The 15,669-nt window shown below is 47.5% G+C and carries 13 protein-coding genes; 7 read left to right on the top strand and 6 right to left on the bottom strand.

Translation table 11 applies throughout. The features are described from left to right. Positions 1-2: 2 nt before the first annotated feature. The 5 genes from hypE to DWX84_RS19275 are packed head-to-tail and all read left to right on the top strand — an operon-like array spanning position 3 to position 5,134. Positions 3-1,052, top strand: coding sequence for a hydrogenase expression/formation protein HypE (gene hypE / locus DWX84_RS19295; protein ID WP_048928654.1), 1,050 nt, complete (start codon positions 3-5; stop codon positions 1,050-1,052). 19 nt (positions 1,053-1,071) lie between these two features. Next, on the top strand, positions 1,072-2,169 hold the full coding sequence (locus tag DWX84_RS19290) for a hydrogenase small subunit (RefSeq protein WP_005865043.1): 1,098 nt from the start codon (positions 1,072-1,074) through the stop codon (positions 2,167-2,169). Between the two features lie 15 nt (positions 2,170-2,184). Beyond that, complete coding sequence (locus tag DWX84_RS19285) at positions 2,185-3,906, top strand: nickel-dependent hydrogenase large subunit (RefSeq protein WP_048928653.1); 1,722 nt, start codon at positions 2,185-2,187, stop codon at positions 3,904-3,906. Positions 3,907-3,920: 14 nt separating this feature from the next. Next, a complete protein-coding gene (gene cybH / locus DWX84_RS19280) occupies positions 3,921-4,658 on the top strand; it encodes a Ni/Fe-hydrogenase, b-type cytochrome subunit (RefSeq protein WP_008773316.1) in 738 nt (245 codons plus the stop codon). Then, the gene (locus tag DWX84_RS19275) at positions 4,655-5,134 is read left to right on the top strand and encodes a HyaD/HybD family hydrogenase maturation endopeptidase (RefSeq protein ID WP_005855012.1); all 480 of its coding nucleotides are present in this window, start codon (positions 4,655-4,657) and stop codon (positions 5,132-5,134) included. Before cybH ends, DWX84_RS19275 begins: the two co-directional genes overlap by 4 nt. On the opposite strand, the gene DWX84_RS19270 is transcribed toward DWX84_RS19275, so the two are convergent. From DWX84_RS19270 to DWX84_RS19245, 6 genes are all read right to left on the bottom strand, one after another. Next, positions 5,100-5,837: an MIP/aquaporin family protein gene (locus DWX84_RS19270; RefSeq protein WP_005855011.1), complete on the bottom strand. Its 738-nt coding sequence runs from the start codon at positions 5,835-5,837 to the stop codon at positions 5,100-5,102. The two genes, DWX84_RS19275 and DWX84_RS19270, sit on opposite strands and share 35 nt — an antisense overlap. A 56-nt stretch (positions 5,838-5,893) precedes the next feature. Then, positions 5,894-7,393 carry a glycerol kinase GlpK gene (gene glpK / locus DWX84_RS19265; protein ID WP_048928652.1) on the bottom strand — a complete coding sequence of 500 codons (1,500 nt, stop codon included), beginning with the start codon at positions 7,391-7,393 and terminating at the stop codon, positions 5,894-5,896. 32 nt (positions 7,394-7,425) lie between these two features. Beyond that, positions 7,426-8,991 carry a glycerol-3-phosphate dehydrogenase/oxidase gene (locus DWX84_RS19260; RefSeq protein ID WP_048928651.1) on the bottom strand — a complete coding sequence of 522 codons (1,566 nt, stop codon included), beginning with the start codon at positions 8,989-8,991 and terminating at the stop codon, positions 7,426-7,428. 230 nt (positions 8,992-9,221) lie between these two features. Continuing rightward, complete coding sequence (locus DWX84_RS19255) at positions 9,222-11,567, bottom strand: transglycosylase domain-containing protein (RefSeq protein ID WP_005865028.1); 2,346 nt, start codon at positions 11,565-11,567, stop codon at positions 9,222-9,224. Between the two features lie 86 nt (positions 11,568-11,653). Continuing rightward, the gene (locus tag DWX84_RS19250; RefSeq protein ID WP_048928650.1) at positions 11,654-12,709 is read right to left on the bottom strand and encodes a YeiH family protein; all 1,056 of its coding nucleotides are present in this window, start codon (positions 12,707-12,709) and stop codon (positions 11,654-11,656) included. Between the two features lie 109 nt (positions 12,710-12,818). After that, on the bottom strand, positions 12,819-13,706 hold the full coding sequence (locus DWX84_RS19245) for a LysR family transcriptional regulator (protein ID WP_005865024.1): 888 nt from the start codon (positions 13,704-13,706) through the stop codon (positions 12,819-12,821). A gap of 81 nt (positions 13,707-13,787) precedes the next feature. On the opposite strand from DWX84_RS19245, the gene DWX84_RS19240 reads away from it, so the two are divergent. Continuing rightward, entirely contained in the window at positions 13,788-14,717 is a 930-nt protein-coding gene (locus DWX84_RS19240) for a DUF5106 domain-containing protein (RefSeq protein WP_034530440.1), read from the top strand. A gap of 8 nt (positions 14,718-14,725) precedes the next feature. Then, positions 14,726-15,523, top strand: coding sequence for a M48 family metallopeptidase (locus DWX84_RS19235; RefSeq protein WP_008773322.1), 798 nt, complete (start codon positions 14,726-14,728; stop codon positions 15,521-15,523). The last annotated feature ends 146 nt before the right edge of the window (positions 15,524-15,669 follow it).

The raw sequence follows: 15,669 nt of genomic DNA, 5'->3' as shown, positions 1-15,669 counted from the left end.
ATATGGATATACACTTGAATTGCCCGATTCCTTTTACCGACTCAGACCGTGTGTTACTAGCGCACGGAGGGGGAGGACGCATGACACACCAACTGATCAGCCAAGTATTTTATCCGGCTTTCCGGAACCCATTATTGGAGCAGGATCATGACGGATGCGTGTTCCCTATGGAAGAAGGGCGACTGGCCTACTCTACCGACTCCTTCGTGGTAGACCCGATCTTTTTCCCCGGAGGAGATATCGGTGATCTGGCGATCAACGGGACCGTTAACGATTTGGCTTGTTGTGGTGCCCGTCCTTTGTATCTGACCGCCGGGTTTATACTGGAAGAGGGCTTGCCTCTAGCAGATCTTCAGCGTATCGTACAATCCATGAAACGTGCGGCGGAGCGTGCCGGCGTACAGATCGTAGCAGGAGACACAAAAGTGGTGGAACGGGGCAAATGCGATAAATTGTTTATCAACACCAGTGGGATCGGGATCGTCCCTCCGGGCATACGAATCGCCCCAGACCAAGCGACTCCCGGCGATGTCGTCATTTGTAGCGGCCCGATTGGTCTACATGGTATCACGATCCTTTCCGCACGGGAAAGCTTGGGATTCGAGACGGATCTAAAAAGTGATACCGCTTCGCTAAACATTCTGATTTCTGAGCTGTTACATACTATAGGAGAGGTACATGTCTTACGTGACCCCACCCGAGGTGGCGTAAGCGGAACCCTCAACGAGATCGCCCAAGACGCTGGTGTGGATATCCTGCTGGACGAAGACGCCCTGCCTATTCCGGAAGCGGTACGTGCCGCATCCGAGATGCTAGGATTAGACCCACTTTATATAGCGAACGAAGGATTGGTTCTTGTGATCCTGCCGGAAAGCCTTGCGGAACAAGCGTTACCCCTTATGAGACGTTTTGAGGAGGGCAGGCAAGCGACCGTTATCGGCCGTATCACCAAGCAAAGCGGAGAGCAAGCCCGGGTCAAGATGAAGACATTATACGGTAACTACCGGATCATCGATATGCTAAGCGGGGAGCAACTCCCCCGTATTTGTTAGAATACTTAATTGCTGAGATATGGAAAATAAAAGACCGTCCGTTTACGAAGAGTGCCGTCAGAAAGGCATCTCCCGCCGGGACTTCCTGAAGTTCTGTACCACCATGGCCGCCCTGATGGGATTGGAGGCTTCGGGAGTGGCACAGGTAGTAAATGCCTTGGAGACGAAACCCCGCCTTCCGATCATCTGGCTACACCTACAGGAATGTACCTGTTGTACCGAATCGTTTATCCGTGCCGCCCACCCGATCGTGGCTACCTTGTTGTTAGACAAGATTTCCCTAGACTATACCGAGACGCTGATGGCCGCCGCCGGCGAACAGGCCGAGGCCGCTAAGGAAGAGACCATGAAAAAATATTACGGCAATTATCTGCTGATGATCGAGGGATCGTTACCTACAAAAGACGAGGCTTATTGTTGCGTAGGCGGCAAGAGTGCCTTGCAGATCACCGAAGAGGCCGCCGCAGGAGCTAAAGCGATCATCGCTTGGGGCAACTGCGCTTCCGCCGGTTGCGTGCAAGCGGCGAACCCGAATCCTACCGGCGCTAAAGGTATCCATAAAGTCATCAAAGGTAAACCTATTATTAATGTACAAGGCTGTCCTCCGATCGCCGACGTGATGGCGGGTGTCATTATCTATATGTTGACCTTCGATCGTATGCCACAATTGGATGGATTGGGCCGTCCGAAGATGTTCTACTCCCGCCGGGTACATGATACGTGCTACCGCCGTGCGAATTTCGACGCCGGTTTGTTCGTGGAGAGCTTCGACGATGAGAACGCCAAGCATGGCTACTGCCTGTATAAAGTGGGATGCAAAGGTCCAAGCACCTATAACTCGTGCGGTATCATCAAATGGAACGAGGGCACCAGTTACCCAATCCAAAGCGGTCACCCCTGTTTAGGTTGCAGCGAGGAGAATTTCTGGGACAACAGCCCGTTCTATAAACGTATGCCCGATATACACGGATTCGGTATCGAGGCCACGGCGGATCAGATCGGTCTGGCTCTTGGAGCCGCTACCGCCGCCGGTATCGCCGTACATGCCGTAGCGACTAACATACGGAAAAAAGAGCTTATCGACAATGATGAGCCGGAAAGTAAATCTACGATCTAATAAAACACTACTATCATGTCAGAAAGAATTGTCATAGACCCCATTACCCGTATAGAAGGCCACCTGCGGGTAGAGGCTGAAATAGAAGGTGGCACTATCAAGAACGCCTATAGCTCGGGTACCATGGTGCGGGGCATCGAGAATATCGTAAAAGACCGGGATCCCCGGGATGTATGGGCTTTCGTAGGCCGTGTTTGCGGCGTATGTACTTCCATCCACTCGCTTGCCTCGGTACGGGCGGTCGAGAACGCACGGGGTATCGTGATCCCTCCCAACGCCAGTATGGTTCGTAATATCATGCAAGCCGTATTGTATATGCATGACCATACGGTGCATTTCTATCAATTGCATGCATTGGATTGGGTAGATGTGGTATCCGCCTTAAAAGCCGATCCGAAAGCCGCCGCTTTACTTGCCCAGCAACTTTCTCCATGGGCAAAGAATACCGAGGGGTATTTCACCGCCACACAACAACGGCTAAAGAAGTTCGTTGCCAGCGGGCAGCTTGGTATATTCGCCAATGGGTATTGGGGACATCCGGACTATAAACTTACGCCGGAACAGAACCTTATCGCTACCGTCCATTATCTGGACGCATTGGAATGGCAGAAAGAGGTCGTCAAGGTACACGCCGTGTTCGGGGGCAAGAATCCGCATCCAAACTATATCGTAGGCGGTATGCCTTGCAGCATCGACTTAAATGAGGCCAATGCGATCAACGCAGATCGACTCGCTCTGGTAAAGCAGAAACTAGAGGAGGCGAAAACATTCATCAATCAAGTTTATATCCCGGATTTATTGATGATCGCCAACGTTTATAAAGACAAATGGAGTAAGATTGGCGGAGGAGTACGAAACTATTTGTCTTACGGAGACTATCCGATGTTCGATCTCGGGGAAGTGGAAAGTTATAAGATCCCCAGAGGAATTGTTTTGGATCGTGACCTAAGTAAGGTACATCCCGTAGACGCTAACTCCCCGGAGGAAATCAAGGAGTACATTTATCATTCATGGTATAAATACACGCAAGGAGACAAAGCCGGTTTGCATCCCTACGAGGGAGAGACCCATCTGGAATATACCGGCCCTCGTCCCCCCTATAAGTTATTGGACGTAGAGGATAAATATAGTTGGATCAAGACACCACGGTGGAAACAGGAACCAATGGAAGTGGGTCCGTTAGCCCGTTTGATCGTAGCTTACGCCGCAGGGAAGGAACCCCAAAAGAGTATCGTAGACGAGACTTTACGTCAGCTCGACTTGCCGGTAGATGCTTTATTCTCTACCCTAGGACGCACCGCTGCTCGTGGATTGGAATGTAAAATGGCAGCAGACTGGGCCCTTGAGTTTTTCAACCAATTGATCAAGAACCTAGAGAACGGGGATTCCCGGATGGCAAACAGTGCCGAATGGGAACGGGAGAACTGGCCCGATCATGAGCAAGGCGTAGGATTGGCCGAAGCTCCCCGTGGAGCATTAGCCCATTTCATCGTGATCGACAAGAACCGGGTAAAGAACTACCAGATGGTAGTGCCTACTACTTGGAACGCCTCACCGAGGGATGAGAACGGCGTATTGTCCGCCTACGAGTCCGCTTTGATCGGTACGCCGATATACGATCCGAAGCAACCCTTAGAGATTCTTCGGACGATCCACTCTTTCGATCCTTGTCTGGCTTGTGCCGTGCATCTGTATGACGAGGAAGGAAAATATGTGCACCAAGTTGATACATTCTAAAAAACAATAGAGCCATGAAGAGTCGTAAGAAACGTTTAAGAGAAGTGTATGTATGGGAATTACCCGTACGTATCTATCATTGGGTGAATGCGCTCTGTATCGTCATACTCTGCGTGACAGGCTTTATCATCGCCGATCCTCCCGCGATCATGTCCGCTTCGGAGGCTTATTTCAGCTATTGGTTCGGCGTGGTTCGGTTTATCCATTTCGTAACAGCGTTCGTATTCTTCTTCAATTTCGTATTCCGGCTTTATTGGGGATTCGTCGGGAATCGTTATGCCAGATGGAATAACTTCATCCCTTTAAAGAAATCCCAATGGAAAGAGGTATTGGAGGTGATCAAGGTAGATATCCTGATGATCAAGAACAAACCGGTAGACAGTATCGGGCATAACGCCTTGGCCAGCTTGATCTATTTCGGTACGTTCTGGGCGTTCTTGTTGCAAAGCATCACGGGTTTCGGCCTGTACGCAAAGATGAGCCAGTCCTTCTTCCCGCAACTGTTCGCGTGGACGGTTCCCTTGATGGGTGGGGATTTGATGGCTCGCCAGATTCATCATTTCCTGATGTGGTTCTTCATCCTTTTCGCTATCGTTCATATTTATCTGGTATTTTATCATGACTATATCGAGCAACGTGGCGAGACTTCGTCCATCATCGGTGGCTGGAAGTTTATCGAGGAAGACATAGCGGACAAGGAAGAGGTAACCGAGACTGCCGAGACTATCACTAAGATCGCTAAAAAAGGATGAAAGCGGAGAAGGAAACATTAGTATTAGGAGTAGGCAATTTATTGCTGAAAGACGAAGGTGTAGGCATACACGTTATCAAGGCTTTAGAAAACGAGAAGCTCCCGGCTCACGTCCATTTGATGGACGGGGGCACGGGAGGGCTTCATTTATTAAGTTGGCTGCAAGGATATGACCGTATCATCATGATCGATGCCACGCTGGATAATAACCCTCCGGGCACCGTCCGTCTGATCCAACCTCGTTACGCCACCGACTTTCCCCCGCTCATGAGCGCCCACGAGATCGGTCTAAAAGATATGATCGACGCCATGATCCTAACCGACGATCTCCCGGAAACCCATCTCATTGTCATCTCCGCCCTCAATATCAACGAGGTCGGAATGGATCTGACACCCGAGGTAAAGGCGGCGGTTCCGAAAGTGATCCGGATGATACAAGAGATTATTTCAATACATAATAGAGCATACCGGCAATAGCGGCCCCAGCTATCGGCCCTAAAACAGGTACCCAAGCATACTCCCAATGGCTGCTGCCTTTTCCCTTGATCGGCAAAATAAAGTGTATGAACCGGGGAGCTAAATCACGGGCAGGGTTAATTGCGTAACCGGTAGTTCCACCTAAGGAAAGGCCGATTACCCAGACTGTAAACGCTACCGGAATGGCACCTACCGAACCTAAACCTATCGGCAAGGTACTATTGCTTTCGTAGGTTAGTTCTCCGTCCGTTATAAAAAATACGACAAACATCAAGGCGAACGTACCGATCATCTCACCTAAGAAATTAATTGGATAATCTTTGATAGCAGGACTCGTACAGAATACGCCTAATTCCGCATCCGGATCATCCGTAGCGTTGAAGTGATCCTTATAAACCAGCCAGACCAATAAAGCGCCCAAAGCGGCACCTATCATTTGCCCGGCTATATAAGTACATACATCACACCAAGGGAAAGTCCCTCCGATCGCCAAGCCGATCGATACCGCCGGATTCAAATGTGCGCCACTATAAGGGCCGGCTACCACAACACCGATAAATACGCCTAAAGCCCAAGCGGTCGTTATCGCTATCCAGCCCGCTCCATTGCCTTTTGTTTTCGACAAACAGACATTCGCTACAACTCCTCCTCCCATCAAGATCAAGAGCATAGTCCCTAATAATTCCGCTAAAAATGGAGACATAAGATAATAATTTAAGAATTTGTTAACTTGTTAATCTGCCTATAAGATGATTTTCATTATTCAGCCCAATTCTGAGAACGCCCCACCGCCTTATGCCATTCGTTCAATAATTTACGGGCAGTATCCTCTTTCATTTGTGGGTTAAAGACCTTATCCAAGCACCATTGTTCTTTCAGTTCATCGATATCCTTCCAATAGCCGATCGCCAAGCCCGCCAAATAAGCGGCTCCCAAAGCAGTCGTCTCCAATACATTCGGACGTACGACCGGACAGCGGCAGATATCGGACTGGAATTGCATCAAGAAGTTATTAGCGATAGCACCGCCATCTACCCGAATCTCTTTCGGCTTGGCGTGAATATCGTTTTCCATGGCCATCAATACATCATATACTTGATAACAGATGCCCTCCAAAGCCGCACGGGTTAAATGAGCCGCCGTAGTTCCGCGGGTAATCCCGATAATAGCGCCACGTGCGTATTGATCCCAATACGGCGCACCCAAACCCGTTAACGCCGGCACAAAATAAACACCCCCATTATCACTGACGGATTTCGCCATTTGCTCCGTAATCGAGGCATTCGGAATCAAGCCGATCCCATCCCTCAACCATTGAACGACGGCACCTCCCACAAAGACACTACCTTCCAGCGCATAGGTCGTCTGATCCCCTAATTTCCACGCGATCGTTGTCAATAGGTTATTCTGGGAAAGAACGGGTTCCTTGCCGGTATTCAGGATCATAAAGCAGCCGGTTCCGTAGGTTGTCTTGATCATACCATCCTCTACGCAGAGCTGACCGAACAGAGCCGCCTGTTGGTCGCCGGCCATACCGGATACCGGGATGCCTTTCTTAAAAATAGGGGTTGATGTCTCGCAGTAAACCTCGCTACAGGCTTTCACTTGCGGTAACATCGAGGCAGGTATCGTAAACAAGTCCAATAACTCTTGGTCCCATCTCAAAGTACGGATATTGAAAAGCATGGTACGGGAAGCGTTCGTCACATCCGTAATGAATTGAGCGCCCCGGGTAAGTTTCCAAACCAGCCAAGTATCTACCGTACCGAAGCATAGCTCTCCCCGCTCCGCACGCTCCCGGATACCCTTTACGTTATCCAATATCCATTTTATCTTCGTGGCGGAGAAATAAGCGTCGATCACCAATCCGGTCTTCTGCTGGATACGTTCCGCCCAGCCTTGCGATTTAAGTTCCTCGCAATAATCCGCCGTACGGCGATCCTGCCATACGATCGCGTTGTATACGGGAAAGCCAGTCTCCCGGTCCCAGATGATGGTAGTCTCCCGTTGGTTAGCGATTCCGATACAGGCGATATGGCTATCCGTGACATCCGCTTTTGCCATCGCCTCCTTGATGACAGACGATTGGGTGTACCAAATCTCATTCGGGTCGTGCTCTACCCAGCCCGGTTTCGGGAAATACTGTTGGAATGGCTTCTGAGCCAACGTAATAATAGTTCCTTGATGATTAAACAGGATAGCCCGGGAGCTAGTGGTTCCCTGATCGATCGCCAACACATATTTATTTCGAAAATTCATATCCTTCTATATTAGTATCGTTTATCAATTTGTCAATTCAGTATATAATTCGAGGCAACCTCATTAAACGCCTTTACCTGAGCAGAGGTCCAAGTCTCGTCCTTCCCCCATTCCGTAGCCAGAATCCCCGCTACTTTAGGAGCCATCGCCATCGCCGCCCGTGCGTCTAAGAATAAGATACGCAAACGGCGTGCCAATACATCCTCCAAAGTACGAGGCATCTCATTACGGACCAGCCAAGTTACCTCTCCTACCGTATAGGCATAGTCCGGATGCAACTTCTCCGCCATGGCGGGGGAAGAGGCCACTAAGTTACGGATTTCGTCGGCATCCGTACCATATACGTATAAAGGATCGGAGAAATCCGGATTCTTCCGGCTACCATGGATTTGGTAACGCTCGGTAATACAGTCTTTTGTAGGAATATGCATGTAACGTATCGCTAGGTCTAGGGTATCTTGAGCCATTTTCCGGTAGGTTGTCCATTTGCCTCCGATAATGGTGATCAAGCCGGATTTCTCCCGGATCAATTTATGGCTACGTGATATCTCTTTTGTCTTTTTACCTTCGCTACGGGGAGCGGCGAGCGGACGAAGCCCCGCGAACACGGATAAGACATCGCTTCGCTTGGGTGGCCGGGTCAAATAGTTAGCGGCCGTATCGAGTATAAATTGGATTTCTTTCTCTAAGGCTACCGGCTCTTTTTCCGGCGATTCCATCAAGGTATCCGTTGTCCCTACCACGACTTTATCATGCCAAGGTACGGCGAACAACACACGTCCATCCGATGTCTTAGGAATCATAATGGCGCAATCACTTTGCAAGAAAGAGGAATCCAATACCAAATGGACTCCTTGGCTGGGGCGAACGGTCGGGCGTTTACCCGGCTCGTCCATTTGCAAGATCTCATCAGCGAAGACACCGGTAGCGTTGATCACGCAACGGGATCTTACTTGATAAACCGTACCGGTCTCCTCATCTCGAACCGTAACGCCGGATACTTTGCGGTCGCCGTCCTTCAGAAGCCCTATGACTTTCGCGTAGTTCAAGATACAAGCACCAGCGTCGATAGAGCTGCGGACCATATTAATCGCAAGACGGGAATCATCGAACTGGCCGTCATGATAAAGCACCCCGGCGGTCATCCCTTTCGATCGGAGCATCGGAATGGTACGGAGCGCCCGTTTCGGACCGATACAAACCGAACGTCCCAGACCTAATTTTCCGGCCATCACATCATATAGGATCAGGCCTATCGTATAAAACGGGCCTTCCCACCAACGATAACAAGGGATTAAGAAGGTTTGATCTTTTACCAAATGGGGAGCGTTCTGGCGTAGCAGGCCTCGTTCCCGCAAGGCTTCCAGAACCAAGGAGACATCTCCTTGCGCCAAATAACGGACACCGCCATGGACCAACTTCGTACTACGGCTGGAAGTTCCTTTCGTAAAGTCCGATTGTTCGAATAAGGCGACTCTATATCCTCTTGTCGAAGCATCCAGAGCGATACCTATACCGGTAGCCCCTCCTCCGATCACAAGAAAATCAAAGACTTCAGACGGGTCTTCCAACTGAGAAATCATTTTACTACGGTCCATATAGCTCCTCCTTTCTTAAGATTAACAGTTACAAATCTAACCATTAATTCTTAGTATAACAAAGGATTTGGGAAAAAGGATCAGTAGCGCTTTCTGTTTTCCATAAAGATAACTGCAGTTTCTATTGGAAGAAACAAAAGTTTCCTGCTGAAGAAACTTTTGTTTTGCTATAGGGAAACAAAAGTTTTCCTTACGGGGAATTAAAAAAAACTGTAATAGTCTGATTATTATCACTCAAACATCTTATCGATGCCTCCCGTATCCGGTGGGGTCGTGGGGCTATCTTCCTCCCCTCCTTCGCTACATGGGTTCGCATATTTCTCGGGGATCTCGAAAGTCTCGTCTTCCGAGTAGCCTAACGTTTTATCTTTATAAACCTTTTGCATATAAAGGGCGTAAATCGGTAACGCCATACTCGCTCCCTGCCCTTCCGCCAAGCGGTCGAAATGGATGGAACGGTCCTCGCCGCCTACCCAGCAGCCGGAAACCAAGCTAGGCGTAAATCCCATGAACCAACCGTCGGAGTTATTCTGGGTCGTTCCGGTCTTACCACCCATCTCCGCCTTGATACCGTAGCGGAAACGTACACGTCCTCCGGTACCACCGTCGATTACGCTTTTCAACATATGTAGCATCTTATAGGAAGCATCTTCCGTCAGCACCTCACTCATCTGTGGGGTAAAGTTCGCGATTGTATTTCCATATGAATCTTCTATACGGGTCACGAATAAAGGTTCTACCCGGATGCCCTTGTTGGCAAATACCGTATAGGCTCCGACCATCTCACCCACCGATACATCCGGAGTACCCAGACAGACCGAGATAACCGGATCGATATGATTCTTCAAACCGAAAGAATGAAGCAAACGAACAAACGTATAAGGTGAGAGCTGGCTCATCAGATAAGCGGTTACCCAGTTATCCGAGTTCTGTAATCCCCACTTGATCGTAACCATCTCGCCGATTCGCTTCGCGCTGGCGTTACGGGGAACCCACAAACGGCCGTTCTCGTCCATCAACTGCTGCTGCACATGTAGCATCTGGTCGCAAGGACTGATCCCCTCGATCATCGCCAACGAATAAAGGAACGGTTTCATGGTAGAACCGATCTGACGGCGACCGCCATTCACCATATCATATTGGAAGTCATTATAGTCAATACCACCTACATATGCCTTGACCTGCCCGGTGCGAGGGTCCATCGACATAAACGCCGTACGCAAGAAACTCTTATGATAACGAATCGAATCCAAAGGAGACATGATCGTATCGATCGGACCATCCCAACTAAACACACGCATATCGACAGGCTTCTCAAACTCCTCGCGCATATCGGCCTCAGCCATTCCACTCTTTTTCATCGCCCGGTAGCGATCTGTCTGGTGCATCGCACGCATCAACATCGTGTCTACTTGACCGACACTTACGTCTCTTGAGAACGGAGCATAGCTACGTCCCTTCTTTTCCCGGAAGAAAGCCGGTTGAAGATCTTTACTCATATGTTCACGGACAGCGTCTTCCGCATATTTCTGCATACGGGAATCGATACTCGTATAGATTTTCAAGCCATCCGTATAAAGATTATAGTATTCTCCGTCGGCTTTTTTATTTTTGTTACACCATCCATATAATGGATTCGTCGCCCAAGATAATGAGTCCTCACTGAATTTCTGAGATTGCCAAGAGGCGTAATCCTTACGCTCCGGTTTCTTCGCGGTCATTGTCAGACGAAGGTATTCACGGAAGTAAGGAGCCAAACCGTCTTTATGGTCCATACGGGTAAAATGTACGACCAAGGGTAAAGCCTTCAACGAATCACATTCCGCCTTGGTTATGTACCCGGCCTTTTCCATCTGCTCCAAAACCGTATTACGACGGCCGATGGTACGCTTGTTATGGCGAACCGGATTGAAATAAGAAGGGTTCTTGCACATGCCTACCAACGTGGCGGCTTCCTCGATCTTCAAGGTTTTAGGGGTCTTTCCAAAATACACACGAGACGCGGATTGGATTCCCACGGCATTGTACAAGAAGTCAAACTTATTCAGATACATATTTATAATCTCTTCCTTTGTGTAATAACGTTCCAATTGAACCGCGATCACCCATTCGATCGGTTTCTGGAAAAGACGTTCCATCATATTATCGGCACTCGGCGAGAATAATTGCTTCGCTAATTGCTGGGTAATGGTACTACCGCCACCACCGCTTTTTTGCATCAAGATACCCCGCTTCACGATGGCACGAAACAAACCCTGCGCGTCGATACCGCTATGTTCGGCGAACCGGATATCCTCGGTAGCGATCAAGGCTTTCACCAAATCCGGAGAAAGATCCTCATAATTCACGTAAATACGATTGTCTTTGCTATGCGCATAGGCTCCCAACGCCTTTCCGTCCGAGGAGATAACTTGGGAAGCATATTTATCAATCGGGTTCTCCAATTGTTCCACCGGAGGCATATAACCAATTGAACCATTCGCTATCGCCATAAACACCATTACCACCGCCCCTAATATAGCGAGGTATACTATCCAACAAGAAATAAGGATACCTTTTGTAATCTTTGATGCCATCTTTTTATATTTCACGGTATGGATAAAAGACTCATCTTATCCACAACGACCTATTTAAGATCACAAAAATAGAGGAAAATACGATCTTATGCAAGTTGAGGCACATATTTCGCCAACAAATAACCACCAGCTAGTAACCAAACATATAAAATAGCGGCCAAAACAAAGGGCTTAGCGCCAGCTTTCTTAAATTTCTCGATACTAGTCTCCGTACCAAGAGCAGTCATGGCCATTGTCAGCATGAATGTATCTACCTGATTGATCCCATCTACAACCGCATGAGGAAGCAAGTCGAACGAATTGAAACCAATCACGGCCAAGAAACCAAACGCAAACCAAGGAATAGTGATCTTACCACGAGAAGGGGCAACGCCTCCGCCATTCCTCCCCCCGTTAACCACGGACTTCACGGCGGTTCGAGCCAACATGAAACTCATGACCACTAGCACAGGAGCTAACATCATCACACGAATCATTTTCACGATAATAGCCGCATCCGAAATTTCCTTTCCCATAGCGTTACCGGCTCCTACCACATGAGCTACCTCATGCAAGGTCGCACCCGTATAAAGTCCCATTTGCTCCGGGTCTAAATCAAGAATACCCGCACGGTACATCACCGGATAAATAAACATAGAAAGCGTACCGAAAATCACGACTGTCGATACGGCAACCGCCGTCTTATGAGCCTCGCACTTCACGACCGGTTCAGCGCCCAATACCGCGGCAGCCCCGCAAATAGCGCTACCCGTGGCGGTCAGTAAAGCAAGGTCTTTATCCATTTTCATCAATCGCCCCACCCAAACACCGATCAAGATGGTAAGCACCACGATCACCATATCGATCAGGATTGCCGGAAGGCCGATCGCAATCACGCTCTGGAAGGTCAGCTTAAACCCATATAGTACGATACCCGCACGAAGCACTTGCTTAGTACAAAACAGGATACCCGGAACCCACGTCTCCGGCAAATGGTTTCTCAGGCTGTTGGCGTACAACATACCTAAAATAATGCCGACAATCAGCGGACTGAATGACAATTGTTTAATAAACTGGAACTCCGCGATATAGAATGCGGAACAAGAGAAAAGAGCTATCAGCAAGACACCATGTAATACGTTACCTCGTTTTTCACTAAACATAATTATTGATTTATTTAGTACAACATATCATTATTTGATTTCGTTCGCGAAAGTACATATTTTCATCCGATCCCTTACTTCACAAGTTTTTATAGCGAATAACCTAAAGTTATTGCCAATGTTGACTGGCAAAACGCATGAAACTTTCTTCCATACCGCTGTTCTGCCCCTGCGGCTCCACAAAGGAGAAAGTCCGTTCGGCCTTAAAGCCCTCAATTTCTATCACTTTCAAACGTCCTGCCATCAGCTCACGTGTCACCGCCCGAATAGAAAGAATTCCCAAAGCATCGGAATTTTCCAAGAATAATTTGATACTCTCCGTACTACCTAGCTGCAATAATACGTTCAATTGCGACAGTTTGATCTGGTGTTTTGCCAAGGTCCCCTCCAAGACCTCAAGCGTACCGGAGCCGTTTTCACGAAGTACTACGGGCAAAGCACAAAGTTGTTCCAACGTCAGTTCGTCATAAGCAGCCAACTTAGACCCTACATGAGTGACAACCACTAACTCATCCTTCATAAAAGGTATATAATGCATCGTATTTTGACGGGTAGTCCCTTCCACCAATCCTAACGTTATTTTTCCATCTCGCAAAGCCAACTCTATATCCCGGCTATTCCCATTCAATACAGATACATGTATATCCGGAAACATCTTAATGAATAAAGCAAGCACGGGCGGAAGAACATATTGGGATATTGTCGTACTGGCACCTAAATGTAAATCCCCCAGAAAATTATTTGTCAACAGATTCATCTCGAAATCCAATTGACGATACGAAGCCAATAAGGAATGGGTATGCGAAAACAACAACTCGCCCGCACGAGTTAAACGGATCTGGCTACCTGTTCGTTCAAAGAGAGGCGTCTTATACTGAACCTCCAACTCATGGATATGCTTGCTAATAGCGGGTTGGCTAATGAACAATTCCCGGGACGCTTTCGTGAAGCTTAAGTTACAAGCTACGCTATGAAATACTTTTAATCGAAAATCCATGATATTCTATCTTTTGCCGTTTTAATTTAACAAAGATAAAAATAATACTATATATTTGTGGATTGAAACATAAATATATGAATGAATATGAAATATCTATATGTTTTATTGTTGACGTTGACCGTCAATGCATGCAGTGGTCAACGCAATCAAAAAACGGAAGAATCCAATGTAGCGCCACCCACCTTTGAAATGGTCTCAGTCCCCACCCTAATCACAGACCCGGTGGAAAGGGCCGAATATTTAGTGAAACATTATTGGGATAAATTCGACTTCAAGGATACGACCTATATCCATGAACCTCAAGTGACCGAGCAGGCATTATCCAACTATATAGATTTGATGAACTATGTCTCGCCTGCGGCTATGTCTTCTTCCGTAAAAGCGATGATGAAACAAACAGAACAAGACAGTGCCATGTTTCAGTACTTTTCCGAGATGATGGAGAAATATCTATACGATCCGAACTCCCCCCTAAGGAATGAGGAAATGTATATAGCGGTATTGGAATATCTTACCGAATCCTCGTCATTAAGCGATGTGGAAAAGATACGTCCCGCCCATTTGCTAGAGCTCGCATTAAAAAACAGAATCGGGACGCCTGCGACCGATTTCACGTACACATTAGCGAACGGAAAAACCGGGAAATTATACAATATAAAAGCGGATTATCTATTATTATTTTTCTATAATCCGGACTGCCATGCTTGTCAAGAAATAACCAGACAAATGGAATCGTCCTTCTTGATCAATGAATTTTCAAAAAGCAACAAACTAAAGATCTTAGCCGTTTATCCGGACGAGGATCTGGACGCATGGAAAGAGCATGTTTCCGTCATGCCTAAAGATTGGATCAACTCATACGACAAAAGTGTTTCGCTTAAAAACGACGAGATCTACGACTTAAAAGCGATACCCACATTATATCTATTAAACAAAGAGAAAAAAGTATTGTTGAAAGACGCTACTTTTCAACAGATCGAAAATTATTTATCACAAACAACTAACTAATTTAAAACATGAAAAAAATCTTATTGTCCTTGGCTTTCTTAGCAGGAGTGAGCCTAACGGTTTCCGCCCAATTCAAGATTGGCGGCAAGACCATTAATACGAAAAAAGTGATTAATGCCGCAACTGATGTAGCGCATGCCGCTACTCTATCCGACGAGGATGTAGCCAAAATGGCAAAAGAGTACATCCAATGGATGGACACTCATAACGAGGTAGCAGGTCCGGATACGGAAATGGGACAACGCTTGGAACGCTTGACCGCCAATGTAAAGAAAGTTTCCGGCCTAGACTTAAACTTTAAAGTATATAATGTAGTAGATGTAAACGCTTTCGCCTGTGGAGACGGAAGTGTACGCGTATGTGGCGGATTGATGAAAATCATGGACGATGACGAGGTATTCGCCGTTATCGGTCATGAGATCGGGCACGTCGTTCATTCCGACTCTAAAGACGCCATGAAAAACGCTTACTTGACCTCCGCCGCTAAAAACGCCGCCGGAGCTGTAAGTGGAACCGTATCCAAACTGACCGACTCTCAACTGGGAGACATGGCACAGGCCTTGGCCGGCGCTCAATATTCCCAGAAACAAGAGTATGAGGCGGACGAATTCGGTTTCCAGTTTTGTATAGATAACGGGCGAGATCCGTACGGAATGTCTAACTCATTAAATAAATTGTTACAACTGAGTGAGTCGGAAGCTAAATCGTCCAAGTTTATGCAGATGTTCTCAAGCCATCCCGAGACTCAAAAACGTGCCGATCGGGTAAAAGAGAAGGCCGATGAGTACGTGAAAAGCAAGCAATAACTGTTAACGGTCCTTTAGCAGGACGGACTATTATTAAAATAAAGCTAACGTATCAAGGATTTACGCCACGAAATCATGCTGTACAACATAAAATACTATATATTTGCACCGTGTTTTTCATGGTATTAGATTTAAGGTTAGCAATG

This window comes from Parabacteroides sp. AF21-43 (genome assembly GCF_003635435.1).
Classification (GTDB): Bacteria; Bacteroidota; Bacteroidia; order Bacteroidales; family Tannerellaceae; genus Parabacteroides; species Parabacteroides distasonis.
This window is presented reverse-complemented; position numbering and strand designations above follow the sequence as displayed.